Consider the following 21,389-nt stretch of genomic DNA (forward strand, 5'->3'; position numbering starts at 1 on the left):
TCGCGAACAGCCCGACGGGACGTCGGGAGCCACCTTCCGCTAGCGCGGCGTCAGGCGCAGAAGCGATCCGGGACTCCGGAGAGGTGCCGGACCTCGAGCCGGCGCGCGCGCTGCAGCGCCTCCCACATCGAGGCACAGAGCTCGCGCGGTCGCGTCGGATGATCGTCCCGCACATCCCACAGCCCCATGCGCACCCACTCGTCGCGGCAATGCCATTCTGGCATCCCGAGAATCGGATAAAGACACACGCCGCGCAGCGGCACGCCATCGTCGAGCAGCGTGTCGCACTCGGAGGCCACGTAGTCGATCCAGGCGGAGCGTTTTTCATGCACATGGGCCGTCTCGGTGATGAGCAGTTCCCCGCCGTAGCGTTTCCACACCCGCCGCACGAGGCGCGACAACGGCACGCGCCGGGGATCGTCGTCGGCGAGCGGCGACTCGTCCAGGCCGAGCTCCCACTGGTTTGTCCAATAATAGTTGATACCGACGATATCGAGGTGCTCGCGGCTGCCGCCGAGTTCGGGGTGAAGCCGGCCTGCAATCATGTCCCAACTTTCGAAGACGGAACCGAAATTGAAACCCTGGGCGTCGCCCAGCAGCTCGAAGCGATCGTGCGGCGGGACCACGTGGCAGAGCGGATCGACGTTGACGATGCGAGCGCCGGGCACGGCGGCGCGAATCGCGTCGATGCCCGCGATCGCCGCCCGGGCGAGCGCAAACTTCAGTTCCGGACCGCGACCGAAGCAGTGCGGGGCAAACCGGCCGACCTCGCCGGCGGCCCACGCGAAAAATGACGGCTCGTTCACCGGGGTGAAGTAACACGTGCCCGCCGTCGCGGCGCTGATGAAGCGGGCGGCCTCGTGACAGTAATCGGCGAAGCGCAGCACGAACGCGTCGGAAAAAATATCCAACCGCCGCGGATAACCGTAGTGGAACAGGTCCCAGATGACATCGACGGCGTGCAGCCGGCTGGCGGTGACGAACGGGTGAACCGAACTGAAATCGAATTTGCCGCCGCGGTCGACGAGTGGCCAGCGAATGGCCTCGCGCGCAGCGTAGATGCCCACGTCCGCGAGGCGGCGGTAATCTTCTCCGGCATGACGGTCGTGGTGGGTCGCCGCGATCTGGTCGATCCATTCGCCTTGCCGGTTGTAGCCGGTGGCGCCTTCAAAACCTGCGAGGAAAAAGCTGCGAAACATGGGGATCAAGGCGACAGGAGGGCGATGGCCGGCGAGCCGGTGCGGGGGCCGACCGACACCGAGCCGCCGGTGGCGAGCGCGCGAAACCGGGCGACGAGCGGCGTGCGGATGCGTTCATACGAGGAGTCGAGATCCCAGCAGCCCATCTGCCGGAAATAGTATTCCGCCGGCCGGCCGCCCTGGCGGTAGGCCCAGGTGACGAGCGCAAACAGCGGCCACCAGGTGTAGCCTACAACCGGATACCCGGCGGCGCGCGCCCGCCGGACGCCGGCGACCGAATCGTCGAGCCAGCGCGCCCGCCGCGCGACAGAGCCGACCGACGCGGTTTCGGAGATGAAGAGCGGCGCCTCGTAACGCGCCGCATACAAGCGCACGAGTTCGTCGATCAGCTCGCCGCTCGCGTAGTTCATCGCGATCCGGGTGCGACCCGCGGACGTGCGGGAGAGCGTCTTGCGCGTGAACATCGGGTAGAGGTTCAATCCAATGAACGGTAGCGGCACGGCGTGCTCCACGAACCAGGCGAGATCTGCCTCGCTCGCACCGTGGCGGAGGAGCCAGGGGTGAAGCGGATGGGCGGAATCGATGCGGCCTCCGATCAGGTCGAGCGCCAGAAACACGAGCTCCTGCCGGTGCGCCGCCTCGGCTTCGAGGTCAGGCTGCGCGGCGAGGTAGAGATCGGTGGCGTCGACATGCGTCAGCAGAATTTCGGAATCCACCGCGTGCAGGGCCTCGCAGGTGGCCACGATGCCGCGACACACGCCGAGCATGACGGCGACGAAGCCGCGCCAGCTGCGTTCGAACGGCGGCCACCAGCCGATGCGACCGCAATACCAGGCGGTGATCCGCGGTTCGTTCAGCGGCGTGTAGGCGTGGATCCGGCCCTTGAAGCGCTCCGCGACGCGCGTCGCATATTCCGCGACGAAGCTCGGGTAGTCAGAATGCAAATACGCGCGCTCGATCCAGGCGGGGAGGCCGTAGTGCACCAGATCGACGATGGGCGCGATGCCGAGCGTCAGCAGATGTTCGAGCGGTTCGTCGGCCCAGCGCCAGTCCCAGACGCCCGGTCGCGGGTTGATCCGGTGCCAGGGGATGCCGTAGCGCGCGGCATTGACGCCGAGCTCGCGCATCAAATTCAGATCCTCGCGCCAGCGTTCGTAGTGCTGCGTCAGTTCGTACTCGTCGAGGGTGCGGCCCGTTTTGGCGTGGGGGGCGGTGATGAAGGTGTCTTCAATCCCGGTGCACCACAGGAACCGATCGGCAGCGACGAACTTGGAGAACTCCGTTTGGCGCAAGTCCACCATGGCACCCGGGGAGACCTGCGGGACCGGCTCCGGTTGCAGTGCAGCGGGTGGGGAAAACCGCGAAGGCATCAGCCCTGTTCCCACTCGATAGCGATGGTGGGGGAAATCGGGTAGCGACCGCAGTCGAAATCGTAAACCGTCAAGCCCCCATGTGGTGCCACGGCCGCCGGGACCGAGCAGCGCAGGCGCAGCGTGCCGTTGCGGGCGGCCGTCGCCGCGACCTGTCGGAGGAGGGCGCCCTCCAGCGACGTGCGCATCAGGTAGCCGTAAGCCCCGCGACCGCCGCGTAGATAGCTGAGGGAGCCGCGCGCGTCGTGAGGGTGGTCGGGGAGCAAGGCCCGGTGGACCGGGAGCTCGTTGAGCAGGAGCTCGAAATAGGTTGGATAACGGTGGCTGTCGGTCTGCGGGGTGTCGTTGCGGCGCGCCGAGACTTCGCAAAAGAGACGCACGCGCTTCGCCCGATGCAGGATCGGCAACACCTCATCGATGAACTCCCATTCGAAAAACCCGTGGCCGTAGCCGTGGCAGCTGCCGGCTTGGGCGGCCTCGTCCCGGGTGCTGTGACCGCCGGTCCATTCCGCGTCGGTCCAGTCGGTGACGCCGCGCCGGAGGATGAGGGTGTTGCCCTGTTCGTCGCGTTCGGGGAGTGCGCCGTCGCGGACGAAATGCTGGATGTAATTTCCGGCTACGGTCTGGCCGTCCGGGAGGACGGCGGCGACCGACAAGGTGCAAAGCATCGGCTGGCTCGGTGCCACGATCGACAGTTGACGGGCGAGCTCGACGCGGTGGTGCGTGAACGGAATTCGTGCGCGGCCGCGCACGAGTTCCGGGTGGATCGTGCCGAGCGTGTCGATGCCCGAGTAGAGCCAATGCAGCGTCACGCCTTCGCAGCGGCGGCGGGAGAAGTGCGACGAAAGCACGTCGACCTCGAGCGCAGTGCCGGGCGCGATTTTCGCGATGGGCGCGGCGTTGATCGGCAGCACGTCGCCCTGATTGATGATGGTCGGCGGATAACCGAATTCCTTGGGCGTGCGATCGTAGTTGAGCAGCCCGTTGTATTCCCATTCGACGTCGGTCAGCTCGGTGAAAATGTAGGCCGACAGCTGTCCGTGGCGGCGGAGCTCATTGGTAAGGAACTTGAACGACCAGCTCACGTCGCGGTCGCCGTCGAGCGCGCCGACGCCGCCGTATTCGCTGTTGATCAACGGCGCATCGCGCTGCTGGTAGCCTTCGATGAAGTTGAAGGTCGAGCCGCGGTGCGTCTGGGCGATGACGTTCTCGATGTGGGTCTTGGCCCGGTCGTAGTCGTCGATGTAGAAATGCCACGAGTTGATGTCCGTGTCGACGTGACCGTAGGCGGCGAGGTGCTCCCAGGCGACGACGCTCATGTCCTCGATCAGGCGCGTCGGGTCGAGGGACTTCGCGAGTTTCCACATTTCGTGGACCCATTGGAAGGACGAGGTGTTGGCCAGCTTCTCGGCGGCTTTGCGCTTCTCCTCTTTCGAGGCGCGCGTCGCCGGCATGATGAGCTTCATCAACTCCGTCTGGCCGCCGAAACCCCAGGTCTCGTTGAAAATGCACCAGGCGACGATCGACGGGTGATTGAAATCCCGGTCGATGCCCGCGCGCATCATCGCTTCAAACCGCTGGCGACCGAGCGGCGTGTCGCCGCCTTCGCCGAAGTTGGGGAAATCCTGCATCAGCAGGATGCCGAGCGTATCCGCGTAGTAGAGCAGCAGCGGATCATCGAGCTTGATGTGGATGCGGAGAAAATCGAAGCCCGCCTCGCGCGCGAACGCGATGTCGTTGCGCAGTGTGCGGGCGTCGCCGGCGGTGTAGATGCCGTCGGGGTGATACGACTGGTAGAGCGCTCCGCGCAGATAGATCGGCTTATTGTTGAGCGACAGCATCGCGGGACTGTCGGTTGAGGCGGCCGGCACGGTGCCGATCTTGCGCATGCCGAAGTAGCTGCGCACGACGTCGATTTCGCGGTTGTCCTCGAGCAGGCGGAAGATCACCCGATAGAGCTTCGGATCGCCGGGATCCCAGAGTGAAACGGGATAGACTTCGGCGTCGCCGCGGGCGATCTCCCCACCGGTGCGATCGAGGGTGGCGCGATGCGGCTGGGCCTCGGGCGGAATGATGTCGGCGACCACGGCAATGTTGTCGGTCAAGCCGTGGCAGAAGAGTTCGAACGCCACGCGGCCCTGGTCGATGTCGGTGCGGATGCGGAAATGGTCGATGTAGATCGAAGGACGCGGCTCGAGAAACACCGTCTGCCAGATTCCGCTGGTGGGCGTATACCAGCCCCATTGCTTGCCGACGGGCTGCTCGCGATTGTCCATCGGATCCTCGACGCGCAGGACGATGGTGGCGCGCCGGCCGCCGTTGCCGTCCGGCTGCAGCGTGTCGGTGAGATCGAATTCGAGCGGCAGGTAGCCGCCCTCGCGCCGGCCGCACGCCACGCCATTGCTCCAGCAGTCGGTGGCGAAATCGGCGGCGCCGACCGTGAGGATCACGCGGCGATCCCGCCAGACCGCCGTATCCGGAATATGGACATGGCGGCGATACCAGCCGACCTCCTGGCGCTCGGCGATGCGGTGGTTTTCGCGGGTGACCTCGAGCGGGCGCAGGAAGACCCGCGTGGAATAGTAGTTGTCGTTGCCCGCGGCGTCGCCTTCGCCCCACGCGGCGAGCGATTCCCAGCAGAAAGGCACCATGATCTGCTCGCGCCAGTCGGGGCCGGCCGGATCGAACCAGCGCTCGTCATGGCCGCGGCGTTGCGGATCGAAGCGGAATTGCCAGGGGCCGTTGAGATTGAGCCAATCGACGCCTTCGGTGAGGCCGCGCTGCCGATCGGGGCGGGGATATTCGGGACGAGGGATGGCGGAGCACGGAAACATGACGGAGAGCGCGTGACGGTGGTCGGCCGGCGAAGGATTTTCGCGTGATTCGAAACGACGGAACGGAGAAATGCGGCGGCGCGGTCTCCTCCGACCGAGGGAGACCGCGCGACGGCAGCGGAATTAGGCCGAGGCGAGCGCTTCGGCGCGCGTGGTGTGGGTGAGTTTGGTAAACGTCGTCAGTGCCTGGCCGACGACTTGGTCCATGTTGTAGTAGCGGTAGGTGCCGAGCCGGCCGACGAAGTGCACGCCCGGCGTGGTTTGCGCGAGCGCCTGATAGCGCTTGTAAAGCGCGGCGTTGTCGGCCCGCGGAATCGGATAATACGGATCGCCCTCGGCGCGCGGAAATTCGTAAACGACGCTCGTCAGCGGATGTTCCTGCCCGGTGAGATATTTGAACTCCGTGACCCGCGTGTAGGCGTATTCGTTGGGATAGTTTACGACCGGTGCGGACTGGAACACCGGCCGGTGATGGGTCTCATGTTTGAATTCGAGACAGCGATAGGGCAGCGGGCCGAAACGGTAATCGAAATATTCGTCGATCGGCCCCGTGAAGATCAGCTGGTCGAACGCGACCTCGTCGCGGACCTCGCGGTAATCGGCGTTGAGCATGATCTTGATGTTGGGGTGATCCAACATGTTCTCGAACATGTGGGTGAAACCCCGCGCGGGCATCGCCTGGTAGGTGTCGGTGAAGTAGCGGTCGTCGCGATTGAATCGCACCGGCACGCGCGCGGTGACCTGCGCGTCGAGTTCGGAAGGGTCGAGGCCCCACTGCTTGCGCGTGTAGTTGCGGAAGAACTTTTCGTAGAGCTCGCGTCCGACGCCGTTCACCACGACATCTTCCGAGGTGAGGATTTGCTCCCGCTTTTCCGCGACGGACGCGAGGTAGGTTTTCATCCCTTCCGGCGTGAGCTGCAGACCGTAGAGCTCGTTGATCGTGTCGAGGTTGATCGGAATCGGCAGGAGCCGTCCGTCGACCATCGCGCGGACCCGGTGCTGGTATTGTCGCCACTCGGTGAAGCGGGAGAGATAGTTGAAGATCTCCGCGGAGTTGGTGTGGAAGATGTGCGGTCCGTATTTGTGAATCAGGATGCCGTGCTCGTTGTGACAATCGAAGGCGTTGCCGCCGATGTGCGGTCGCCGGTCGATCACGAGCACCTTCTTGTTGTCTGCGCGGGCGAGCCGCTCGGCCAGGACGCTGCCGGCGAAGCCTGCTCCGACGATGAGATAATCAAACATAGGCGGATTGATTGCCGACCAGGGTGATCATGGCGGGGGAAGCTTCGTCCGTCGCGAGGCTGCGGCGGGAAGCGAGCGCGTCGGCGACGTGCGCCTCCATTTTGGCGACGTTCGCCTCCCACGTGTTTTCGGCGGCGAGTTTCATGCCGCGCGCGACGCGGGTGCGGGAGGGCGATTCGACTTCGCGCTGACAAAGCCGGATGAAATCGTCGTGCGAGCGCGCGATGCGAGCGACGTTGCCGAAGTTCGATTTCACCTCGTCGAGCGCGGTGGAGACGACCGGCCGGCCGGCCGCCATGTATTCGAGGGCCTTGGTCGGGTTGATGTATTCCGTCGCCTCGTTGAGGGCGAACGGCATGAGGCACACGGAAAAACCCTTGGTGAGCGAAGGCAGCTGTGCATAGGGGCGCCCGCCGAGCCAGTGCAGGTTGCGTCGTTGCGGAAAGTCGGCGGGATCGACTTTCGCGAACGGACCGACCATGACCACGTGCCAACGCGGCTGGGCGTCGGCGAGTTTTGCGAGCAGGTCGTAGTCGATGCGCTCGTCGATGACGCCGAAGTAACCGAGCACAGGTCCGTCGAGTTCGGCGAGTTCGGGCGCGAGCGCAGTGGTGTCGCGAAGCGCCTGGCCGAAGTGAACGCAATCCACGCCGGTCCCGTAAAAATGGCAGTTGGCGTTATGGCGCAGGCGACGGTCGCGCATCTTGCGGCCGCCGCAGAACACCACATCGGCGACTTCGAGGAGTTCGCGTTCGCGTTCGAGCAGCGCGGGCGGCGCGCCTTTGAACTGCGAGAGTTCGTCCATGCAATCGTAGACGATGAGCGACTCGCCGAGATGGCCGGCGAAGGCCGTCACGGCCATCGGATCGTTGAACCACAGGATCGCGTCGTCGAACTGCCCGGGCAGCTCCTGCGCGAGCGTGCGCTGGAGTGCGCGACGGCGCTCGCGATCGATGAACTTGCCGTCGGCCCAGCGGCGCGCGGGCAGGTGCATGGCGCAAATCGTGACATTGGGATGTCCCTCGGCGGAACGCAGCGCGACCGTGGTCACGGGCGTATCGCTGCAATAGGTTTCGACGAAGAGGACGGGATGCGTGCGGGCGAGCCGCGAGAGATACTGCTGCGGTCGCTGCCAGACCCAGTCCCAACTTAAATGACAGAGCGCAATGATCGGGGCGGTGCGGGCGAGCGTGGCTTCGGACGAATCCGCCGTGGCGGCGCTCGCGGAGCGGTTCGCACGGGGAGCCGTCGGTTGCAGAAGGGAACTCAGCGTGGAAAGGGAAACGAGGTTGGAATGAGGCGATGACATAAGGGAAGGTGCTTTGACGGCACGCGCGGGACTCCTGTAGTCCGGCGAAACGCGAGTTGGTTCATGAGGGGGTTTGCAGGCGTGCGCATGCGCTCCTCCTTTAGCGAACCACGTGCCATGCGCCGCTCGTGCGTAAGTCGCGGCGAATCAGGCCCGGTTAATCCCGTGAGGGATTTTTCGGAAAAATTCTGAATGCAAAATGCCGCGTTGTCCGCGACAGATCGGGCAAAATGACAGAGCTGTCAGGAAGATCTCGCCTCGCGCGGCACGTCCGCGTGGTCGGTCGCGAGGCGAAAATCCAGAGCGTCTGCGCTCCGCTTACGGGAACAAGCCGCGCGCGGCCTTGGCTTCGGCGACGCGCTGGATGCCGAGCGTCTGCGCGGCGAGACGGCGGCTGAACTTGAACTTCCGCATCTGGTAATCGACCGAGTCCTTCGCGCGATCGAGGATCGCGAAGAGCTTCGTCATGACTTCGTCGCGCGTCCAATAGTAGTTCTGCAAGTTCTGCAACCACTCGAAATACGAGACGATCACGCCGCCGGAATTGCAGAGCACGTCGGGGATCACCTCGATGTCGTCGCGTTGCTCGATGATGCGATCGGCGCCGTTGGTGGTCGGGCCGTTCGCGCCCTCGGCGAGGACGCGGCACTGGAGCGACGCGGCGTTTTCGGAGGTGATGACGCGCTCGAGCGCGCACGGCGCGAGCACGGTGCATTTCAAGGCGAGCAACTGCTCGTTGGTGATCGCGTCGCCTTCGGGGAAATCGCGGAGCGTGCGCTCGGATCTGATGTAGGCGAGCGCCTTCTTCACGTCGACGCCGCGCTCGTTGTAGATGCCGCCGGTATAATCGGAAATCGCGATCACCTTCAGGCCGTGATTCTGGAACGCGAGGGCGGCCTCGCTGCCGACATTGCCGAAGCCCTGCACGACGACGGTGGCTTCGTGGAGCGGGATCTGCAGATCCTCGAGGTATCGCTTCGACAAATACGCCACGCCGGAGCCGGTGGCTTCGCGGCGGCCCTGCGATCCGCCCAGCGCGATCGGCTTGCCGGTGACGATCGCCGGTTCGTTGCGGCCGACGTGGTTGGAATAGGTGTCCATCATCCACGCCATCACCTGCTCGTTGGTGCCGACGTCGGGCGCCGGCACGTCGACGTGCGGCCCGAGGAAGTTCACCATCTCCTGCATGTAGCGGCGCGAGAGCCGTTCGAGCTCGGCTTCGGACAGCTGCCGCGGATCGACAATGACGCCGCCCTTGGCGCCGCCGTAGGGCAGCCCGACCAGCGAGCATTTCCAGCTCATCCACATCGCGAGCGCGGCGACCTCGCCGATGGTGACGTTTTGATGGAAGCGGATGCCGCCCTTCGACGGGCCGGTGGAGAGGTTGTGCTGGACGCGATAGCCTTCGAAGACCGTTACGCTGCCATCCTCCCGCAGGATCGGCAGCGCCACCGCGAGGCAGCGCCGCGGGTATTTCGTCCGGTCGCGGATCTTCTCCGGGAGATTGATGGCGTCGGCGGCTTTGTCGAACTGCCGGCAGGCCATTTTGAAAACATCCGAATCATAGAGCGACGAAACGATGACTTTGGACATGACGTGATCCTCGCAATCGCGAATTGAGGTTTCCGGGGAACATGGAAGAAAGGCAGCGGTTTAGCAATGGACCAGGAGCGGCTCCCCGATCACATGCAAGCGCTGCACAGACTCATCCGACGCGTCGCGGACAAGGCGATCCCCGTGGTGGCGATCGCGGCGCTGACGTTGGCGGCGCTCGGACTTTATTTTTTTATCAACGACGAGAGTGACCTCAATCGCGAGCCGCGGTTGCGCCGGGAACTCGCCCAACTGGACGCCGAGCTCGCAGCGGTGCAGCAGCGGATCGATCAGCTCGAGGTCGATCTCGTGCCGGCGAAGTCGCGTGTCGTGCAGGCGGACAAGGTCATCGCCCAGCGTGAACAGATCAAAAACACCTGGAGCTGGTTCACCGGCAACCGCGAACAACAGAAGGCCAACGAGGAGCAGCTCGAGCGGATGCAGGCGTTTCGCGCGGACGCGGCGGCGAAGCTCGCCGACGTACAGCAGGAACTACGACGCGTGCGCTGGGAGCGCGACGGCCGGCAGATCGAGCGGGACCGCGTCACCGATGCGCTCCGCGAGGAGGAGGCGCGCCAGGCGACGTTTTCCTATTATCTGCAGCGCGCCTGGCTGCGGTCGCGGAGCTGGATTTTTCTCGGGGCGGCGGCGTATCTTTTCGTGCCGGTGCTGCTGCCGGCGGCGTTCAAACGCTGGCGCGAGGGTCGAGCCGCGGCGGTTTGAGGCGCGGGCACCGCCGCGCAGTTGAAAACGCGGCCGAGTTGGAGTGAGTTGTGCGTTTTCATGCTCTTCAAACTCAACGCCGACTACCAGCCCACCGGCGACCAGCCGCAGGCGATCGAGAAACTCGTCCGTTCGATTCACGCAGGAAACCGTTACCAGACGCTGCTCGGTGTCACCGGCTCGGGAAAAACGTTCACGATGGCGAACGTCATCGCGCAATGCGAACGCCCGACCCTGATCATCTCGCATAACAAAACCCTCGCCGCGCAGCTCTACTCGGAGTTCAAGAATTTCTTCCCCGAAAACGCCGTCGAATACTTCGTCAGCTACTACGACTACTACCAACCCGAGGCCTACATCCCGTCGAGCGACACCTACATCGAGAAGGATTCGTCGATCAACGAGGAGATCGAGCGCCTGCGCATCTCGACGACGAGTTCGCTCGTGTCGCGCCGCGACGTGATCGTGATCGCCAGCGTGTCGTGCATCTACGGCCTGGGTTCGCCGGAAGATTTCACCGAGCTGCGCATTCCGATCCGTCGCGGCGAGCACCTCGGGCGCAACCGCTTCCTCGAGCGGCTGGTGGACAATATCTACGATCGCAACGACTACGACCTGAAGCGCGGGGCGTTTCGCGTGCGCGGCGACGTCGTGGACGTGATGCCGGCATATCTGGAGCACGGCCTGCGGGTGGAATTCTTCGGCGACGAAGTCGAGGCGATTACCGAGTTCGATCCCGTGAGCGGCAAGGTGCTGCGCACGCTCGACCAGTTCGACCTCTACCCGGCCAATCAATACGTGACGACCCGCGGCAAGCTGGATCCGGCGATCGGCGCGATCAAGGCCGAGCTCGAGGAGCGCGTCGCGTTCTTCGAACAGAGCGGTCAGTATCTCGAGGCCCAGCGCGTGCGCATGCGCACCAACTACGATCTCGAGATGCTGCAGGAGATGGGTTTCTGCAACGGCATCGAAAACTACTCGCGCCATCTCACGGGGCGGAAACCCGGCGAGCGTCCGTTCTGCCTCATCGACTTTTTCCCGAAGGATTTCCTGCTGATGATCGACGAGAGCCACGCGACCGTTCCGCAGATCGGCGGAATGTTCAACGGCGACCGCGCGCGCAAGCAGACGCTTGTGAACTTTGGCTTCCGGCTGCCGTCGGCGCTCGACAACCGTCCGCAGAGTTTCGAGGAGTTCGACCAGATCACCGGGCAGACGCTGTATGTTTCCGCGACGCCGGCGGAGTTCGAGCTGAAGCGTTCCGCCGTGGTGGCCGAGCAACTTGTGCGGCCCACCGGCCTGCTCGATCCGGAGATCGCGCTGCGGTCGACGAAGGGGCAGGTGGAAAATCTCATCGGCGAAATCCGCGCCGCCACCGCGGCCGGCGAGCGCGTGCTCGTGACCACGCTCACGAAGCGTCTCGCCGAGGATCTCACCAGTTATCTCCGAGAAGCGAAGATCCGCGTCGAGTATCTGCATTCGGATATCGATGCGATCGAGCGCGTCGAGATCCTGCGCAATCTGCGGCTGGGCAACTTCGACGTGCTGATCGGGATCAATTTGCTGCGCGAAGGTCTCGACCTGCCCGAAGTTGCGCTCGTTGCCATCCTCGATGCCGACAAGGAAGGCTTCCTGCGGAGCGAAACGAGTCTCGTGCAAACGGCGGGTCGCGCCGCGCGTCACGAAAAAGGCCGCGTGATTTTTTACGCGGACAACATCACCGAATCGATCCGCCGCACGATGGAGACAGTGGCGTATCGCCGCGAAAAGCAGCTCGCCTACAACCAGGAGCACGGCATCACGCCGCGCAGCGTGAAACGGGCCGCGCAGGCGAGCTTGCACGTTTACGACGGCAGCGGCGAACGCGAGGAGGCGACCGTCGCCGAAGCGGTGGACGATGTCGCCGCCGTCATCGCGGAACTCGAAGAAGAGATGCAGGCGGCGGCGAGCCGGCTGGAGTTCGAAAAGGCGGCGGTGTTGCGCGATCAAATCAATGCCTTGAAGTCCGGCGAGTATCGGAAAGCCGCCAAGCCCGCGAACTACGGCGGGCGGAAAAAGAACGCGGCGCCGGCGCGCGGACGCCGCCGATAGCCAAACGCGACGGGAACGCGGGCCACGAAGCCTTGATGTGCGTCAAGGATTCTGCGCCGCCGGCTTGCGTTGCATGGTCGCGTCCGTTGTGTCGCGGCCATGCGCGACATCACGACCGACGAGGATATCAAGCTGTTGGTGGACTCGTTCTACGACAAGGTGCAGAAGGACGAGCTGTTGAATCCGATTTTCAACGACGTCGCGCGCGTCGATTGGGCGCATCATCTGCCGAAGATGTATGCGTTTTGGGCGGGGATGATTCTCGGCAAACCAGGTTACGCCGGCGCGCCGTGGCCGGCGCATGCGGTGCTGCCGGTGAACGCGGAACATTTCTCGCGCTGGCTCGAACTGTTCAAGGCGACGGTCGACGAACTCTTCGAAGGCGAGGGCGCGACGCGGGCGAAGAACGCCGCCGCGAGCATCGCGCACACCTTTGCGATGCGGATGGGCCTGATCGATCCGATGGCCGGCCGGCTGCTGTGAGCGAAGCGGGGGCCGGCGCGACTACGCCGGCAGCTTTTGCAGTTCTTCCTTGAGCACGCCGATGCAGCGCAAGTTGCGATAGCGCTCGGCGAAATCGAGGCCGTAACCGACGACAAACTTGTTGGGGATCTCGAAGCCGACGAAGTCCGCCTCGAACTTGACCTCGCGGCGCGCTTTCTTGTCGAGCAGCACGCAGGCGCGCAGGCTGGCGGGCTTGAGCTTGCGCGCGAGATCGGAGACGAGCGCGAGCGTTTTGCCGGTATCGAGGATATCGTCGATCAGCAGCACGTCACGGTTCGCGATGTCGAGCGTCAGCGACGCGACGATCTGCGGCGTGCCCGCGGAACGCGTGGAGGAGCCGTAGCTCGAGACGCGGACGCAATCGAGCCGCACGGGATTGTCGATTTCGCGCATGAGATCGGCCGTGAACATCACGGCGCCGTTGATCAGCGAGACGATCGTGAACTCCTTGTCGCCATACACCTGCTTGATCTCGCGGGCGAGCTGGCGGATGCGGCGCTTGATCTGGTCCTCGGTGAAGAGGACGGACTCCAGCGCCGGATGGAGCTTGGCGGGTTTGCGGGCGCGGATTTTGGGAGCGGCCATCGAGGCGCCGAGCGAGACAAACTGCGGCGGCGCTGGCAAACCGTTCCGCGGTCAGCGGGGGTTTATTACTTTGACTTGAACACCGGTGAAATCTTGCCTCCGGCGCCGGTGACGCCCGCATGATTTCGATTCGAATTGAGAAACTGACGAAGCGCTTCGGAACGGTGACGGCGCTGCGCGGACTGGATTTGACCATCGAGCCGGGCGAACTGTTTTTCCTTCTCGGCCCCAGCGGTTGCGGCAAGACGACCCTGCTGCGGAGCCTGGCGGGTTTCTACATTCCGGAGGAAGGCAGCATCCGGTTCGGCGAGGAGGACGTGACGCGCCTCGCGCCGCACAAGCGGAACACGGGCATGATGTTTCAAAGCTACGCGCTGTGGCCGCACATGAGCGTCGCGGAAAACGTGGCGTTCGGGCTCGAGGAGCGGCGCGTGCCAAAAGAGGAAATCAAACGCCGCGTGGCCGAGGCGCTGGAATCGGTGCGGATGGGCGATTACGCCGGCCGGCGACCCAACCAGCTGTCAGGCGGTCAGCAACAACGCGTGGCGCTCGCGCGGGCGCTCGTGATCCGGCCGCGCTGCCTGCTGCTCGACGAACCGCTGTCGAATCTGGACGCGAAGTTGCGGCTGGAGATGCGCACGGAAATCCGCCGCGTCTGCAAGGAGTTCAACCTCACCACCGTTTACGTGACGCACGACCAGAAGGAGGCGCTCTCGATTTCGGATCGCATGGCCATCCTCGACGGCGGGCGTATCCTGCAAGTGGGGACGCCGCGCGAGGTGTATCGGCGACCGACCTGCAAGACGGTCGCGAACTTCATCGGCGAGACGGATTTCATCGGGGGCGAAGTCGTCGCCGTCGCGAACGATCGCGTGACGGTGAAAACCGAAATCGGCGTGTTCGAAGGCGTGCCGGGTGATCCGACCGGGCGGCCGGCGGTCAACGAGATCGTGACGATTTCGGTGCGGCCGGAGTGCTGGAGCCTCGGCCGCGAACGCCCGGCGCGCAACGGCGTGAAAGGCGTGATCGGCGAATCCGTTTACCTTGGCGAGGTCGCGCAATACGACTTCGTCGCCGGCGGCACGACCCTGAAGATCTTCGAGCTCAATCCGCGGTTTGTCGGCGCGGAATCGCGCGGCGAGCTCTACGCGAGCGCGGCGCCGGAAGACATCGTCGTGCTGCGGGATTGAGGCGCCGACGGGAAACGCGCGCGCCGATGAAACGCTGGGTCCTTCTAGTCGCACTCGCGGTGGTGGTGGCGCTGCCTTTCGTGCTGCGGCCGAAGCGGGCCGCGCTCGAACGGGCAGACGACACGCTCACGATCATCACCCCGCACAACGAGGCGATCCGGCACGAGTTTGGCGTGGGATTCCGCCGCTGGTATCGCGAACGGACCGGCCGCACGGTGGCGCTGGACTGGCGGGTGCTGGGCGGGACCAGCGAGATCGCGCGGTATCTGGAATCTGAATATGTGGCGGCGTTTCAGAACCACTGGACGCGCGAGCTCGGCCGCCCCTGGAGCAGCGAGGTGCAGGGCAGTTTCGCGAACGGCCGGCTGGCGGATGATGCGCCGGCGGTGGCGCGGGAGGCGCGCGCGGCGTTTCTCGCATCGAATGTCAGCTGCGGCATCGATCTGTTTTTTGGCGGGGGCCCCTACGATTTCGCGACCCAGGCGCGAGCCGGCCGGATCGTGCCGAGCCGCACGTTCGAGCGTCACCGCGACTGGCTGACCGACGACGTGATTCCGCGCACGTTTGCCGGGGAGACTTATTGGGACGACGAAGGCCGCTGGATCGGCAACGTGCTCAGCAGCTACGGAATTCTTTACAATCGCGATGCGCTGCGCCGGCTCGGGATCGCGCATCCGCCGGCGGAGTGGACCGATCTGACGGATCCGCGCTATCGGGGTGAAGTTGCCTTGGCGGATCCGACGAAGAGCAGCTCGATCGCGAAGGCGTTCGAGAATGTGGTGCAGCAGCAGATCCAGCGGAAGCTCGCAGGTGGCGTCGCGTCGGAGTCGGCGGTGCGCGCAGGCTGGGTGGAAGGCTTGCGGGTGCTGCAGCTGATCGGGGCGAATGCCCGCTACTTCACCGATTCGTCGCAGAAGCCGCCGATCGACGTGTCGCAGGGCGACTGTGCGGTCGGCATTTGCATCGATTTCTACGGACGATCGCAGGCGGAGGTCGCACAGCACCGCGCCAGCGGCGAGTCGCGTCTCGGTTTCGTGACGCCGCGCGGTGGCACGGTGAGCTCGGTGGATCCGATCGCGTTGCTGCGCGGCGCGCCGCATCGCGAGGTGGCGGAAGCATTCATCGAATTCACGCTGTCGCTCGACGGGCAGAAACTGTGGAATTTCAAACCCGGCACGCCGGGCGGGCCGGAGCGTTTTGCGTTGCGCCGGATTCCCGTGCGCAAGGACTTCTACGAACACGAGGAGTGGAAGCCGTTCCGCAGCGATCCGGAGGCGGAGCCGTATGCGGCGACGGAGCGGTTGATCTATCGCGAGGAGTTCACGGGGCGGCTTTTTCGCGAACTGGCGTTCATCATTCGCGTCATGACTTTGGATACGCATCGCGAGCTGGCGTCCGCGTGGGCGGCGATTGCGGAGGCGCCGGAGCCGCGGCGGGCGCTCGCCCTGGCGCAGTTGCAGGATCTATCGGCCGTCGATTACGAGCGCGCGGGCGGCGAGATCAAGCAGGCGCTGACGTCGAAGGATCGCGTGGACGAGGTGCGGATGGCACGCCGGCTCGGCGACTACTTTCGGCGCAATTATGCCGCGGCTGAAGCGTTGGCGCGGGGCGCCGGTGCGGATTGAGATCCGCGCCGGGTTTTGGCCAAGAATTGCGCAGCGTTTCGTTGTGCGTTTTGGCGGAAATCGCGCATCGTGTCGGCGGAAGTCGACACCCCATGAACGCTTTCATTTCGTTTTGCGGACCCCGATTCGTTTCTGCTCTGACGTTTCTCTGCATGCTTGCGACCCCGCTGATGTTCGCCGGAGAAAACCAGACGCCTGCCGACTGGCAGAATCCGCGCGCGTTGCACGCGGGGGTGGAGCCGCCGTTCGCCACGATGGCGGTTTTCCCGCAGCGCCAGGCGGCGCTCGGCGTCGACGCGAACAAGTCGGCGTGGCGGCAGACCCTGAACGGGAGGTGGCGTTACCGCTGGTCGGAGACGCCGGCGACTCGCGTCGCGGAGTTCTGGAAGCCGGAGTTTGACGATTCCGGATGGGACACGATTCGCGTCCCGTCGAATCCGGAAATCGAAGGTTACGGCATTCCGATCTATACGAACATCGCCTACCCGTGGTCGCCGGTGAAGCCACCGTTCGTGCCGGACCGGTTCAATCACGTCTCGGCGTATCGGCGGACGTTCGCCGTGCCGGACGCGTGGAAAAATCAGGAGGTGTTCCTGACGTTCGATGGCGTGAACTCGTTTTTCTACGTCTGGGTGAACGGGGTGAAGCTGGGGTTCAGCAAGGATAGTCGCACGCCGGCGACGTTTCGTCTCACGCCGCACCTGCGTCCGGGAGAAAACCTGCTCGCGGTCGAAGTGTTTCGTTGGTGCGACGGCTCGTATCTCGAGGATCAGGATTTCTGGCGGCTCAGCGGAATTTTCCGCGACGTCACGCTGTGGACGACGCCACCGGTGCACCTGCGCGATTTCACGGTGCGGACGCCGTTGGACGCGCACTATCGCGATGCGACACTTGAGCTGAAGGTCGGCGTGAAGCACTACTCCGGTCCCGCGCGAAACGTCGTAGTCGAAGCGCAACTCCTCGATCCGGCCGGAAACACGGTGTTCGAGCGATCGCTCGGTCCGGTGGGCGTCGGCGCGTCCGAAGAAACGCCGCTCAACTTGGAGACGACGGTGAAGAATCCGCTGAAGTGGTCGGCGGAAGCGCCGCACCTTTACACGCTGCTGCTGACGCTGCGCGAGGCGAACGGAACCGTGCTCGAAGTTGTGCCGTGGCGCGTCGGCTTCCGCTCGGTGGAGATCAAGGACGGGCAGTTCCTCGTGAACGGAATGCCGACGCTGTTCCGGGGCGTGAACCGGCATGAGCACGATCCCGATCTCGGACAGGTCGTGACGCGTGAGCGGATGATCGAGGACATCCGTTTGATGAAGCAGAACAACATCAACGCCGTCCGCACGTCCCATTATCCGAACGCGCCCGAATGGTATGCGCTCTGCGACGAATATGGCCTCTACGTGATCGATGAGGCGAACATCGAATCGCATGGGATGGGTTACGGGCCGGAATCGCTGGCGAAGGATCCTGAGTGGGGGCCGGCGCACCTCGATCGCACGGTGCGGATGTTCGAGCGCGACAAGAATCACGCCAGCATCGTTGCCTGGTCGCTCGGCAACGAGGCGGGGGCGGGCGAGAATTTCGTGCGCACCTACGAGTGGCTGAAGACGCGCGACAACTCGCGGCCGGTCCAGTATGAAGGCGATCGCAGTTCACAGGTGAGCGACGTGGTGTGTCCGATGTATCCGAACCCTGAACACGTCGCGGAGTATGCCGCGATGCCGCGGCCGAAGCCGTTCATCATGGTCGAGTATGCCCATGCGATGGGCAACAGCACGGGCGATCTCTGGGCGTATTGGCGTCCGATCTACGCGGGCGCGAAACACCTCCAGGGCGGCTATATCTGGGATTGGGTCGATCAGGGGATTCGCACGCCCGTGCCGGCGTCGCGAACGATCGAGCGCATCGACAATCCGAAGTCGCTCCCGCTGGATCCGAAGCTCGGAACCTTTTTTGCGTATGGCGGGACGTTCGGCCCGGCGGATGTCGCGTCGGATGGAAATTTTTGTGCCAACGGTTTGGTGGACGCCGACCGGCGGCCGCACCCGGGGCTGGCGGAGGTGAAGAAGGTTTACCAGCCGGTCCAGATGGTGGCGCGGGATCTCGCGAAGGCGGAAATCGAGCTGCAGAACTGGGCGGATTTCCTGCCGGCGGAAGCCTGGCTCGCGGCCGAGTGGCGGGTGACGGCCGACGGCGAAGAGATCCAGCGCGGCCGCATCGCCGACCTCGCGCTGGCCCCACGGGAGCGAAAGACGGTGACGCTGCCGGTGCAGGCGGTGACGCCGCGGCCGGGCGTCGAGTATTTCCTCGAGGTGAGTTTCAAGTTGCTCGCGACCACTCCCTGGGCGGAGGCCGGTCATGAGGTGGCGTGGGAGCAGTTCACGCTTCCGTGGAGCGCGCCGGCGGAGCGGGTCGCGTCGACCAATCTGCCACCGCTCGAGCTTCAGCGGGGCGCGGATGAAATCGCGGTGACGGGAGGAAATTTCGCGGCGCGGTTTTCCGCGAAGACGGGGCTGCTCGTCTCGCTGCGCACCGGCGAAACGGAGTTGTTGGAGAAACCGCTTGGACCGCATTACTGGCGGGCTCCCGTCGACAACGACCGCGGCAACCACATGCCGGACACGAAGCCGCCGGCGAACGGGTGGAGCGACGGTGGCTGGGGGCTCTGGCGCGATGCGCATGAGACGTGGACGATGAAATCCCTCGAGGTGAGGCAGAGCGGTCCGGGGCGAATCGAGATCGTGGCGGACGGTGTGATCGAGCGCTTCAATTCGAAGCAACGACTGACGTGGACGGTGGTGGGAAGCGGCGACATCGGCGTGGAAATGACCTTCTGGCCGGGCGAAGGGCGGATCCCGACGCTGCCGCGCTTCGGCATGCAGACAACGTTGCGCGAGGGTTTCGACCGCCTCGTCTGGCTCGGGAAGGGGCCGCAGGAGACGTATTGGGATCGGCAGGACGCACGCGTCGGCCTTTACCGCGGCATGGTGGCGGAGCAGTTTTTCTCGTATATCAAACCACAGGAGACGGGCAACAAGGAGGCGGTGCGGTGGGTGGCGTTGACGGATGCGCAGGGGCGCGGGTTGCTCGCCGTCGGCGAGCCGTTGCTGAGCGTGAATGCGCTGCATGCTGCGACCGAGGATCTCTTCGCCGCGACGCAGAAGGAAAATTTCTATCCTTACCAGCTGCCGGCGCGGAAGACCGTGACGCTGAATCTCGACCTGAAGCAGCGGGGTTTGGGCGGCGACAATTCATGGGGAGCGATGCCCCATGATGCGTTCATGCTCTGGCTCTGGCCGACCACCTATCGGTATCGCCTGCACGTGCTGAACGGCGGCGAGGATCTGGCGACGCTGGGCCGCACGCGTGTCGACGATTGAGGCGGCCGCGCGCAATCAGCGCTGGTAAAGGCGGGGCGCGGCGGGGTTCCGCCTCTCCATGTGCGTTTCGGGATGAGGCAGCGGCGTGAATCCGAATTGCGAATACAGGCCGTGCGCGTCCTGCGTGCCGAGGGCGAGCCGACGCACGGTTTGCAGCCGCGGATGATCGAGCACGGCGCGGACGAGGGCCTTGCCGAGACCGTGACGCCGGTGCGTTTCGAGCACGAAGACGTCGCAGAGCCAGCCATACGTCGCGAAGTCCGTGATCACCCGCGCCAGTCCCACCTGTTCGCCGGTGGACGTGTAGACGCCGAGGCAGAGCGAGTGGTCGAGGGAGCGGTCCACGATTTCGCGGGGAATGCCTTTCGCCCAATAGCTGGTGCGATTCAGGTAGGCGTGAATCGCCGCCCGATCGAGGCGGGCGGGATCGTCCGAGACAAGATAGTCGCCGTGACGGAGCTCGAACGACATGGTGCGGGCCGTTCGCAGTCGGATCAGAGTTTCGCGAAGTCAGCAGCGAACGCCGCTTTGTCGGTTGCTTTGAAAAACGACGTGCCGGCGACAAACGTGTCGGCACCGGCGGCGCGGCATTGCGGCGCGGTCACGAGATCGACGCCACCGTCAACCTCGAGGCGGAACGAGAGCTGGCGTTCGCGCCGCCAGGTGTCGATTTGCTGGATTTTGGGCAGCACGTCGGTGCGAAACGCCTGGCCGCCAAAGCCGGGTTGCACGGTCATCACGAGCACGAGGTCGACGAGCGGCAGCACGGCTTCGATCGCCGACGCGGGGGTATCGGGGTTGAGGACAATGCCGGGATGGCAGCCGAGCTCGCGGATGTGTGCGAGCGTGGCGGCATGGTCGTAGTCCGGCTCGATGTGGATTGTGATCTGGTTGGAGCCGGCCTTGGCGAACGCTTCGACGTAGCGGTGCGGTTCGTCGAGCATCAGGTGCGTGTCGAAGAAGAGCTTAATGCCGTGCTGGCGCAGCGCGTTCACGGTGCCGGGCCCGAACGTCAGATTCGGCACGAAATGCCCGTCCATGATGTCGACGTGCAGCCACGGTAGTTCGAGTTCCTCCACCAAGCGCGCGCTGGAGGCGAGGTGGGCGTGATCGCCGGCGAGGAGGGAAGGAGCGAGGAGGGGAGCGTGCATCGTGGCGGGTTACCAGACGTCGAGCACGGTGTGTGCGACCTTTTTCGCGAGCGCTTCCGCGAGGAGCGGCAGGGTTTGATATTCGGATTGGAGCTGGCCGCCGTCGACGAACGCGTCGCGCTGGCTCGTGATGGTGCGTTCGGTGAACAGCGCCTGGCCGGTGCGGCGATCGCGGAGCGTGCAGTCCACCGCGAGCGTGAGGGTCAGTTTGCGGGCGAGGGCCGTGTCGGCTTCCTGCACGGACGTGACGTCGCGATGGTAGTCGCGCACGGAGAGTCGCAGGGTCGCATCGGCCGCTTCGGGCGAGGCGACGAGCGTCACGCGACCGTCGCGTTCGAACGCGGCGCGCACCTGCGTGCCGATGACGGCGTGGGCCTGCGGCAGGAGGGTCTTGTTCTGGACCGGCTCGATGTAGAGCGTGCTGAAACCGGGCTGGGCGTCGGTGCCGAGCTGGTAATGGCCGCAGCCGGTCAAGGCGGCGAAGGCCAGTGCGGCCAGGCAGAGAGAGGAGAGAAAAAGCCGGCGAGTCATTCCGCGTCGGAGTGGACGGGAGCGTCGCGGCCGGAGCAAGACTGAGTTTGCCGGCCGCTGCGCGGCGC

General features: G+C 64.8%; 16 protein-coding genes. 6 read left to right on the forward strand and 10 right to left on the reverse strand.

The window, feature by feature from the left end; genetic code table 11:
* Window positions 1-50: 50 nt before the first annotated feature.
* The 6 genes from AC6RV7_RS08825 to AC6RV7_RS08850 form a co-directional block, all read right to left on the reverse strand.
* The gene (locus tag AC6RV7_RS08825; RefSeq protein WP_500093604.1) at window positions 51-1,199 is read right to left on the reverse strand and encodes a glycoside hydrolase family 1 protein; all 1,149 of its coding nucleotides are present in this window, start codon (window positions 1,197-1,199) and stop codon (window positions 51-53) included.
* Between the two features lie 5 nt (window positions 1,200-1,204).
* On the reverse strand, window positions 1,205-2,500 hold the full coding sequence (locus AC6RV7_RS08830; protein ID WP_500093605.1) for a family 1 glycosylhydrolase: 1,296 nt from the start codon (window positions 2,498-2,500) through the stop codon (window positions 1,205-1,207).
* A gap of 68 nt (window positions 2,501-2,568) precedes the next feature.
* On the reverse strand, window positions 2,569-5,403 hold the full coding sequence (locus tag AC6RV7_RS08835) for a glycoside hydrolase family 2 protein (RefSeq protein ID WP_500093606.1): 2,835 nt from the start codon (window positions 5,401-5,403) through the stop codon (window positions 2,569-2,571).
* Window positions 5,404-5,526: 123 nt separating this feature from the next.
* Window positions 5,527-6,645 (reverse strand): UDP-galactopyranose mutase, encoded by a 1,119-nt coding sequence (gene glf, locus AC6RV7_RS08840; RefSeq protein ID WP_500093607.1) that lies wholly within the window; start codon window positions 6,643-6,645, stop codon window positions 5,527-5,529.
* Window positions 6,638-7,954, reverse strand: a complete 1,317-nt coding sequence (locus AC6RV7_RS08845) for a glycosyltransferase (RefSeq protein ID WP_500093608.1) — start codon at window positions 7,952-7,954, stop codon at window positions 6,638-6,640. The genes glf and AC6RV7_RS08845 overlap by 8 nt, the downstream gene beginning before the upstream one ends.
* 318 nt (window positions 7,955-8,272) lie before the next feature.
* Complete coding sequence (locus tag AC6RV7_RS08850) at window positions 8,273-9,547, reverse strand: Glu/Leu/Phe/Val family dehydrogenase (protein WP_500093609.1); 1,275 nt, start codon at window positions 9,545-9,547, stop codon at window positions 8,273-8,275.
* Window positions 9,548-9,640: 93 nt separating this feature from the next.
* Between AC6RV7_RS08850 and AC6RV7_RS08855 the strand changes: the two genes are divergently transcribed.
* The 3 genes from AC6RV7_RS08855 to AC6RV7_RS08865 all read left to right on the forward strand — a co-directional run bounded on the left by AC6RV7_RS08855 (window position 9,641) and on the right by AC6RV7_RS08865 (window position 12,844).
* Window positions 9,641-10,270, forward strand: a complete 630-nt coding sequence (locus tag AC6RV7_RS08855; protein WP_500093610.1) for a hypothetical protein — start codon at window positions 9,641-9,643, stop codon at window positions 10,268-10,270.
* A gap of 60 nt (window positions 10,271-10,330) precedes the next feature.
* A complete protein-coding gene (gene uvrB / locus AC6RV7_RS08860) occupies window positions 10,331-12,361 on the forward strand; it encodes an excinuclease ABC subunit UvrB (protein ID WP_500093611.1) in 2,031 nt (676 codons plus the stop codon).
* A 99-nt stretch (window positions 12,362-12,460) separates the two neighbouring features.
* The gene (locus AC6RV7_RS08865) at window positions 12,461-12,844 is read left to right on the forward strand and encodes a group III truncated hemoglobin (RefSeq protein ID WP_500093612.1); all 384 of its coding nucleotides are present in this window, start codon (window positions 12,461-12,463) and stop codon (window positions 12,842-12,844) included.
* A 21-nt stretch (window positions 12,845-12,865) separates the two neighbouring features.
* Here AC6RV7_RS08865 and hpt read toward each other — a convergent pair whose 3' ends face one another.
* Entirely contained in the window at window positions 12,866-13,450 is a 585-nt protein-coding gene (gene hpt / locus AC6RV7_RS08870) for a hypoxanthine phosphoribosyltransferase (protein WP_500093613.1), read from the reverse strand.
* Window positions 13,451-13,569: 119 nt separating this feature from the next.
* On the opposite strand from hpt, the gene AC6RV7_RS08875 reads away from it, so the two are divergent.
* From AC6RV7_RS08875 to lacZ, 3 genes are all read left to right on the forward strand, one after another.
* Window positions 13,570-14,640, forward strand: coding sequence for an ABC transporter ATP-binding protein (locus AC6RV7_RS08875; protein ID WP_500093614.1), 1,071 nt, complete (start codon window positions 13,570-13,572; stop codon window positions 14,638-14,640).
* A 26-nt stretch (window positions 14,641-14,666) separates the two neighbouring features.
* Window positions 14,667-16,265, forward strand: a complete 1,599-nt coding sequence (locus tag AC6RV7_RS08880) for an ABC transporter substrate-binding protein (protein ID WP_500093615.1) — start codon at window positions 14,667-14,669, stop codon at window positions 16,263-16,265.
* Window positions 16,266-16,417: 152 nt separating this feature from the next.
* Window positions 16,418-19,639, forward strand: coding sequence for a beta-galactosidase, LacZ type (gene lacZ / locus AC6RV7_RS08885; RefSeq protein WP_500093616.1), 3,222 nt, complete (start codon window positions 16,418-16,420; stop codon window positions 19,637-19,639).
* Between the two features lie 15 nt (window positions 19,640-19,654).
* Here the strand turns inward: lacZ and AC6RV7_RS08890 are convergent, their stop codons facing one another.
* Genes AC6RV7_RS08890 through AC6RV7_RS08900 form a run of 3 tightly spaced genes read right to left on the reverse strand, consistent with a single transcriptional unit; the run spans window position 19,655 to window position 21,321 of the window.
* A complete protein-coding gene (locus AC6RV7_RS08890; RefSeq protein WP_500093617.1) occupies window positions 19,655-20,110 on the reverse strand; it encodes a GNAT family N-acetyltransferase in 456 nt (151 codons plus the stop codon).
* Between the two features lie 23 nt (window positions 20,111-20,133).
* A complete protein-coding gene (gene rpe / locus AC6RV7_RS08895) occupies window positions 20,134-20,790 on the reverse strand; it encodes a ribulose-phosphate 3-epimerase (RefSeq protein ID WP_500093618.1) in 657 nt (218 codons plus the stop codon).
* 9 nt (window positions 20,791-20,799) lie between these two features.
* Window positions 20,800-21,321: an LPS-assembly lipoprotein LptE gene (locus tag AC6RV7_RS08900; protein ID WP_500093619.1), complete on the reverse strand. Its 522-nt coding sequence runs from the start codon at window positions 21,319-21,321 to the stop codon at window positions 20,800-20,802.
* Between the last annotated feature and the right edge of the window lie 68 nt (window positions 21,322-21,389).

This window comes from Opitutus sp. sgz309028 (genome assembly GCF_059821195.1).

Bases quoted from the DNA above. Each gene is read 5' to 3' on its own strand.
- AC6RV7_RS08865 (WP_500093612.1), top strand. From the start codon at position 12,461: ATGCGCGACATCACGACCGACGAGGATATCAAGCTGTTGGTGGACTCG.
- AC6RV7_RS08880 (WP_500093615.1), top strand. From the start codon at position 14,667: ATGAAACGCTGGGTCCTTCTAGTCGCACTCGCGGTGGTGGTGGCGCTG.
- AC6RV7_RS08830 (WP_500093605.1), bottom strand. From the start codon at position 2,500: ATGGTGGACTTGCGCCAAACGGAGTTCTCCAAGTTCGTCGCTGCCGAT.
- AC6RV7_RS08835 (WP_500093606.1), bottom strand. From the start codon at position 5,403: ATGTTTCCGTGCTCCGCCATCCCTCGTCCCGAATATCCCCGCCCCGAT.
- AC6RV7_RS08845 (WP_500093608.1), bottom strand. From the start codon at position 7,954: ATGTCATCGCCTCATTCCAACCTCGTTTCCCTTTCCACGCTGAGTTCC.
- AC6RV7_RS08850 (WP_500093609.1), bottom strand. From the start codon at position 9,547: ATGTCCAAAGTCATCGTTTCGTCGCTCTATGATTCGGATGTTTTCAAA.
- AC6RV7_RS08855 (WP_500093610.1), top strand. From the start codon at position 9,641: ATGCAAGCGCTGCACAGACTCATCCGACGCGTCGCGGACAAGGCGATC.
- AC6RV7_RS08875 (WP_500093614.1), top strand. From the start codon at position 13,570: ATGATTTCGATTCGAATTGAGAAACTGACGAAGCGCTTCGGAACGGTG.
- hpt (WP_500093613.1), bottom strand. From the start codon at position 13,450: ATGGCCGCTCCCAAAATCCGCGCCCGCAAACCCGCCAAGCTCCATCCG.
- uvrB (WP_500093611.1), top strand. From the start codon at position 10,331: ATGCTCTTCAAACTCAACGCCGACTACCAGCCCACCGGCGACCAGCCG.
- AC6RV7_RS08890 (WP_500093617.1), bottom strand. From the start codon at position 20,110: ATGTCGTTCGAGCTCCGTCACGGCGACTATCTTGTCTCGGACGATCCC.
- AC6RV7_RS08825 (WP_500093604.1), bottom strand. From the start codon at position 1,199: ATGTTTCGCAGCTTTTTCCTCGCAGGTTTTGAAGGCGCCACCGGCTAC.
- AC6RV7_RS08900 (WP_500093619.1), bottom strand. From the start codon at position 21,321: ATGACTCGCCGGCTTTTTCTCTCCTCTCTCTGCCTGGCCGCACTGGCC.
- rpe (WP_500093618.1), bottom strand. From the start codon at position 20,790: ATGCACGCTCCCCTCCTCGCTCCTTCCCTCCTCGCCGGCGATCACGCC.
- glf (WP_500093607.1), bottom strand. From the start codon at position 6,645: ATGTTTGATTATCTCATCGTCGGAGCAGGCTTCGCCGGCAGCGTCCTG.
- lacZ (WP_500093616.1), top strand. From the start codon at position 16,418: ATGCTTGCGACCCCGCTGATGTTCGCCGGAGAAAACCAGACGCCTGCC.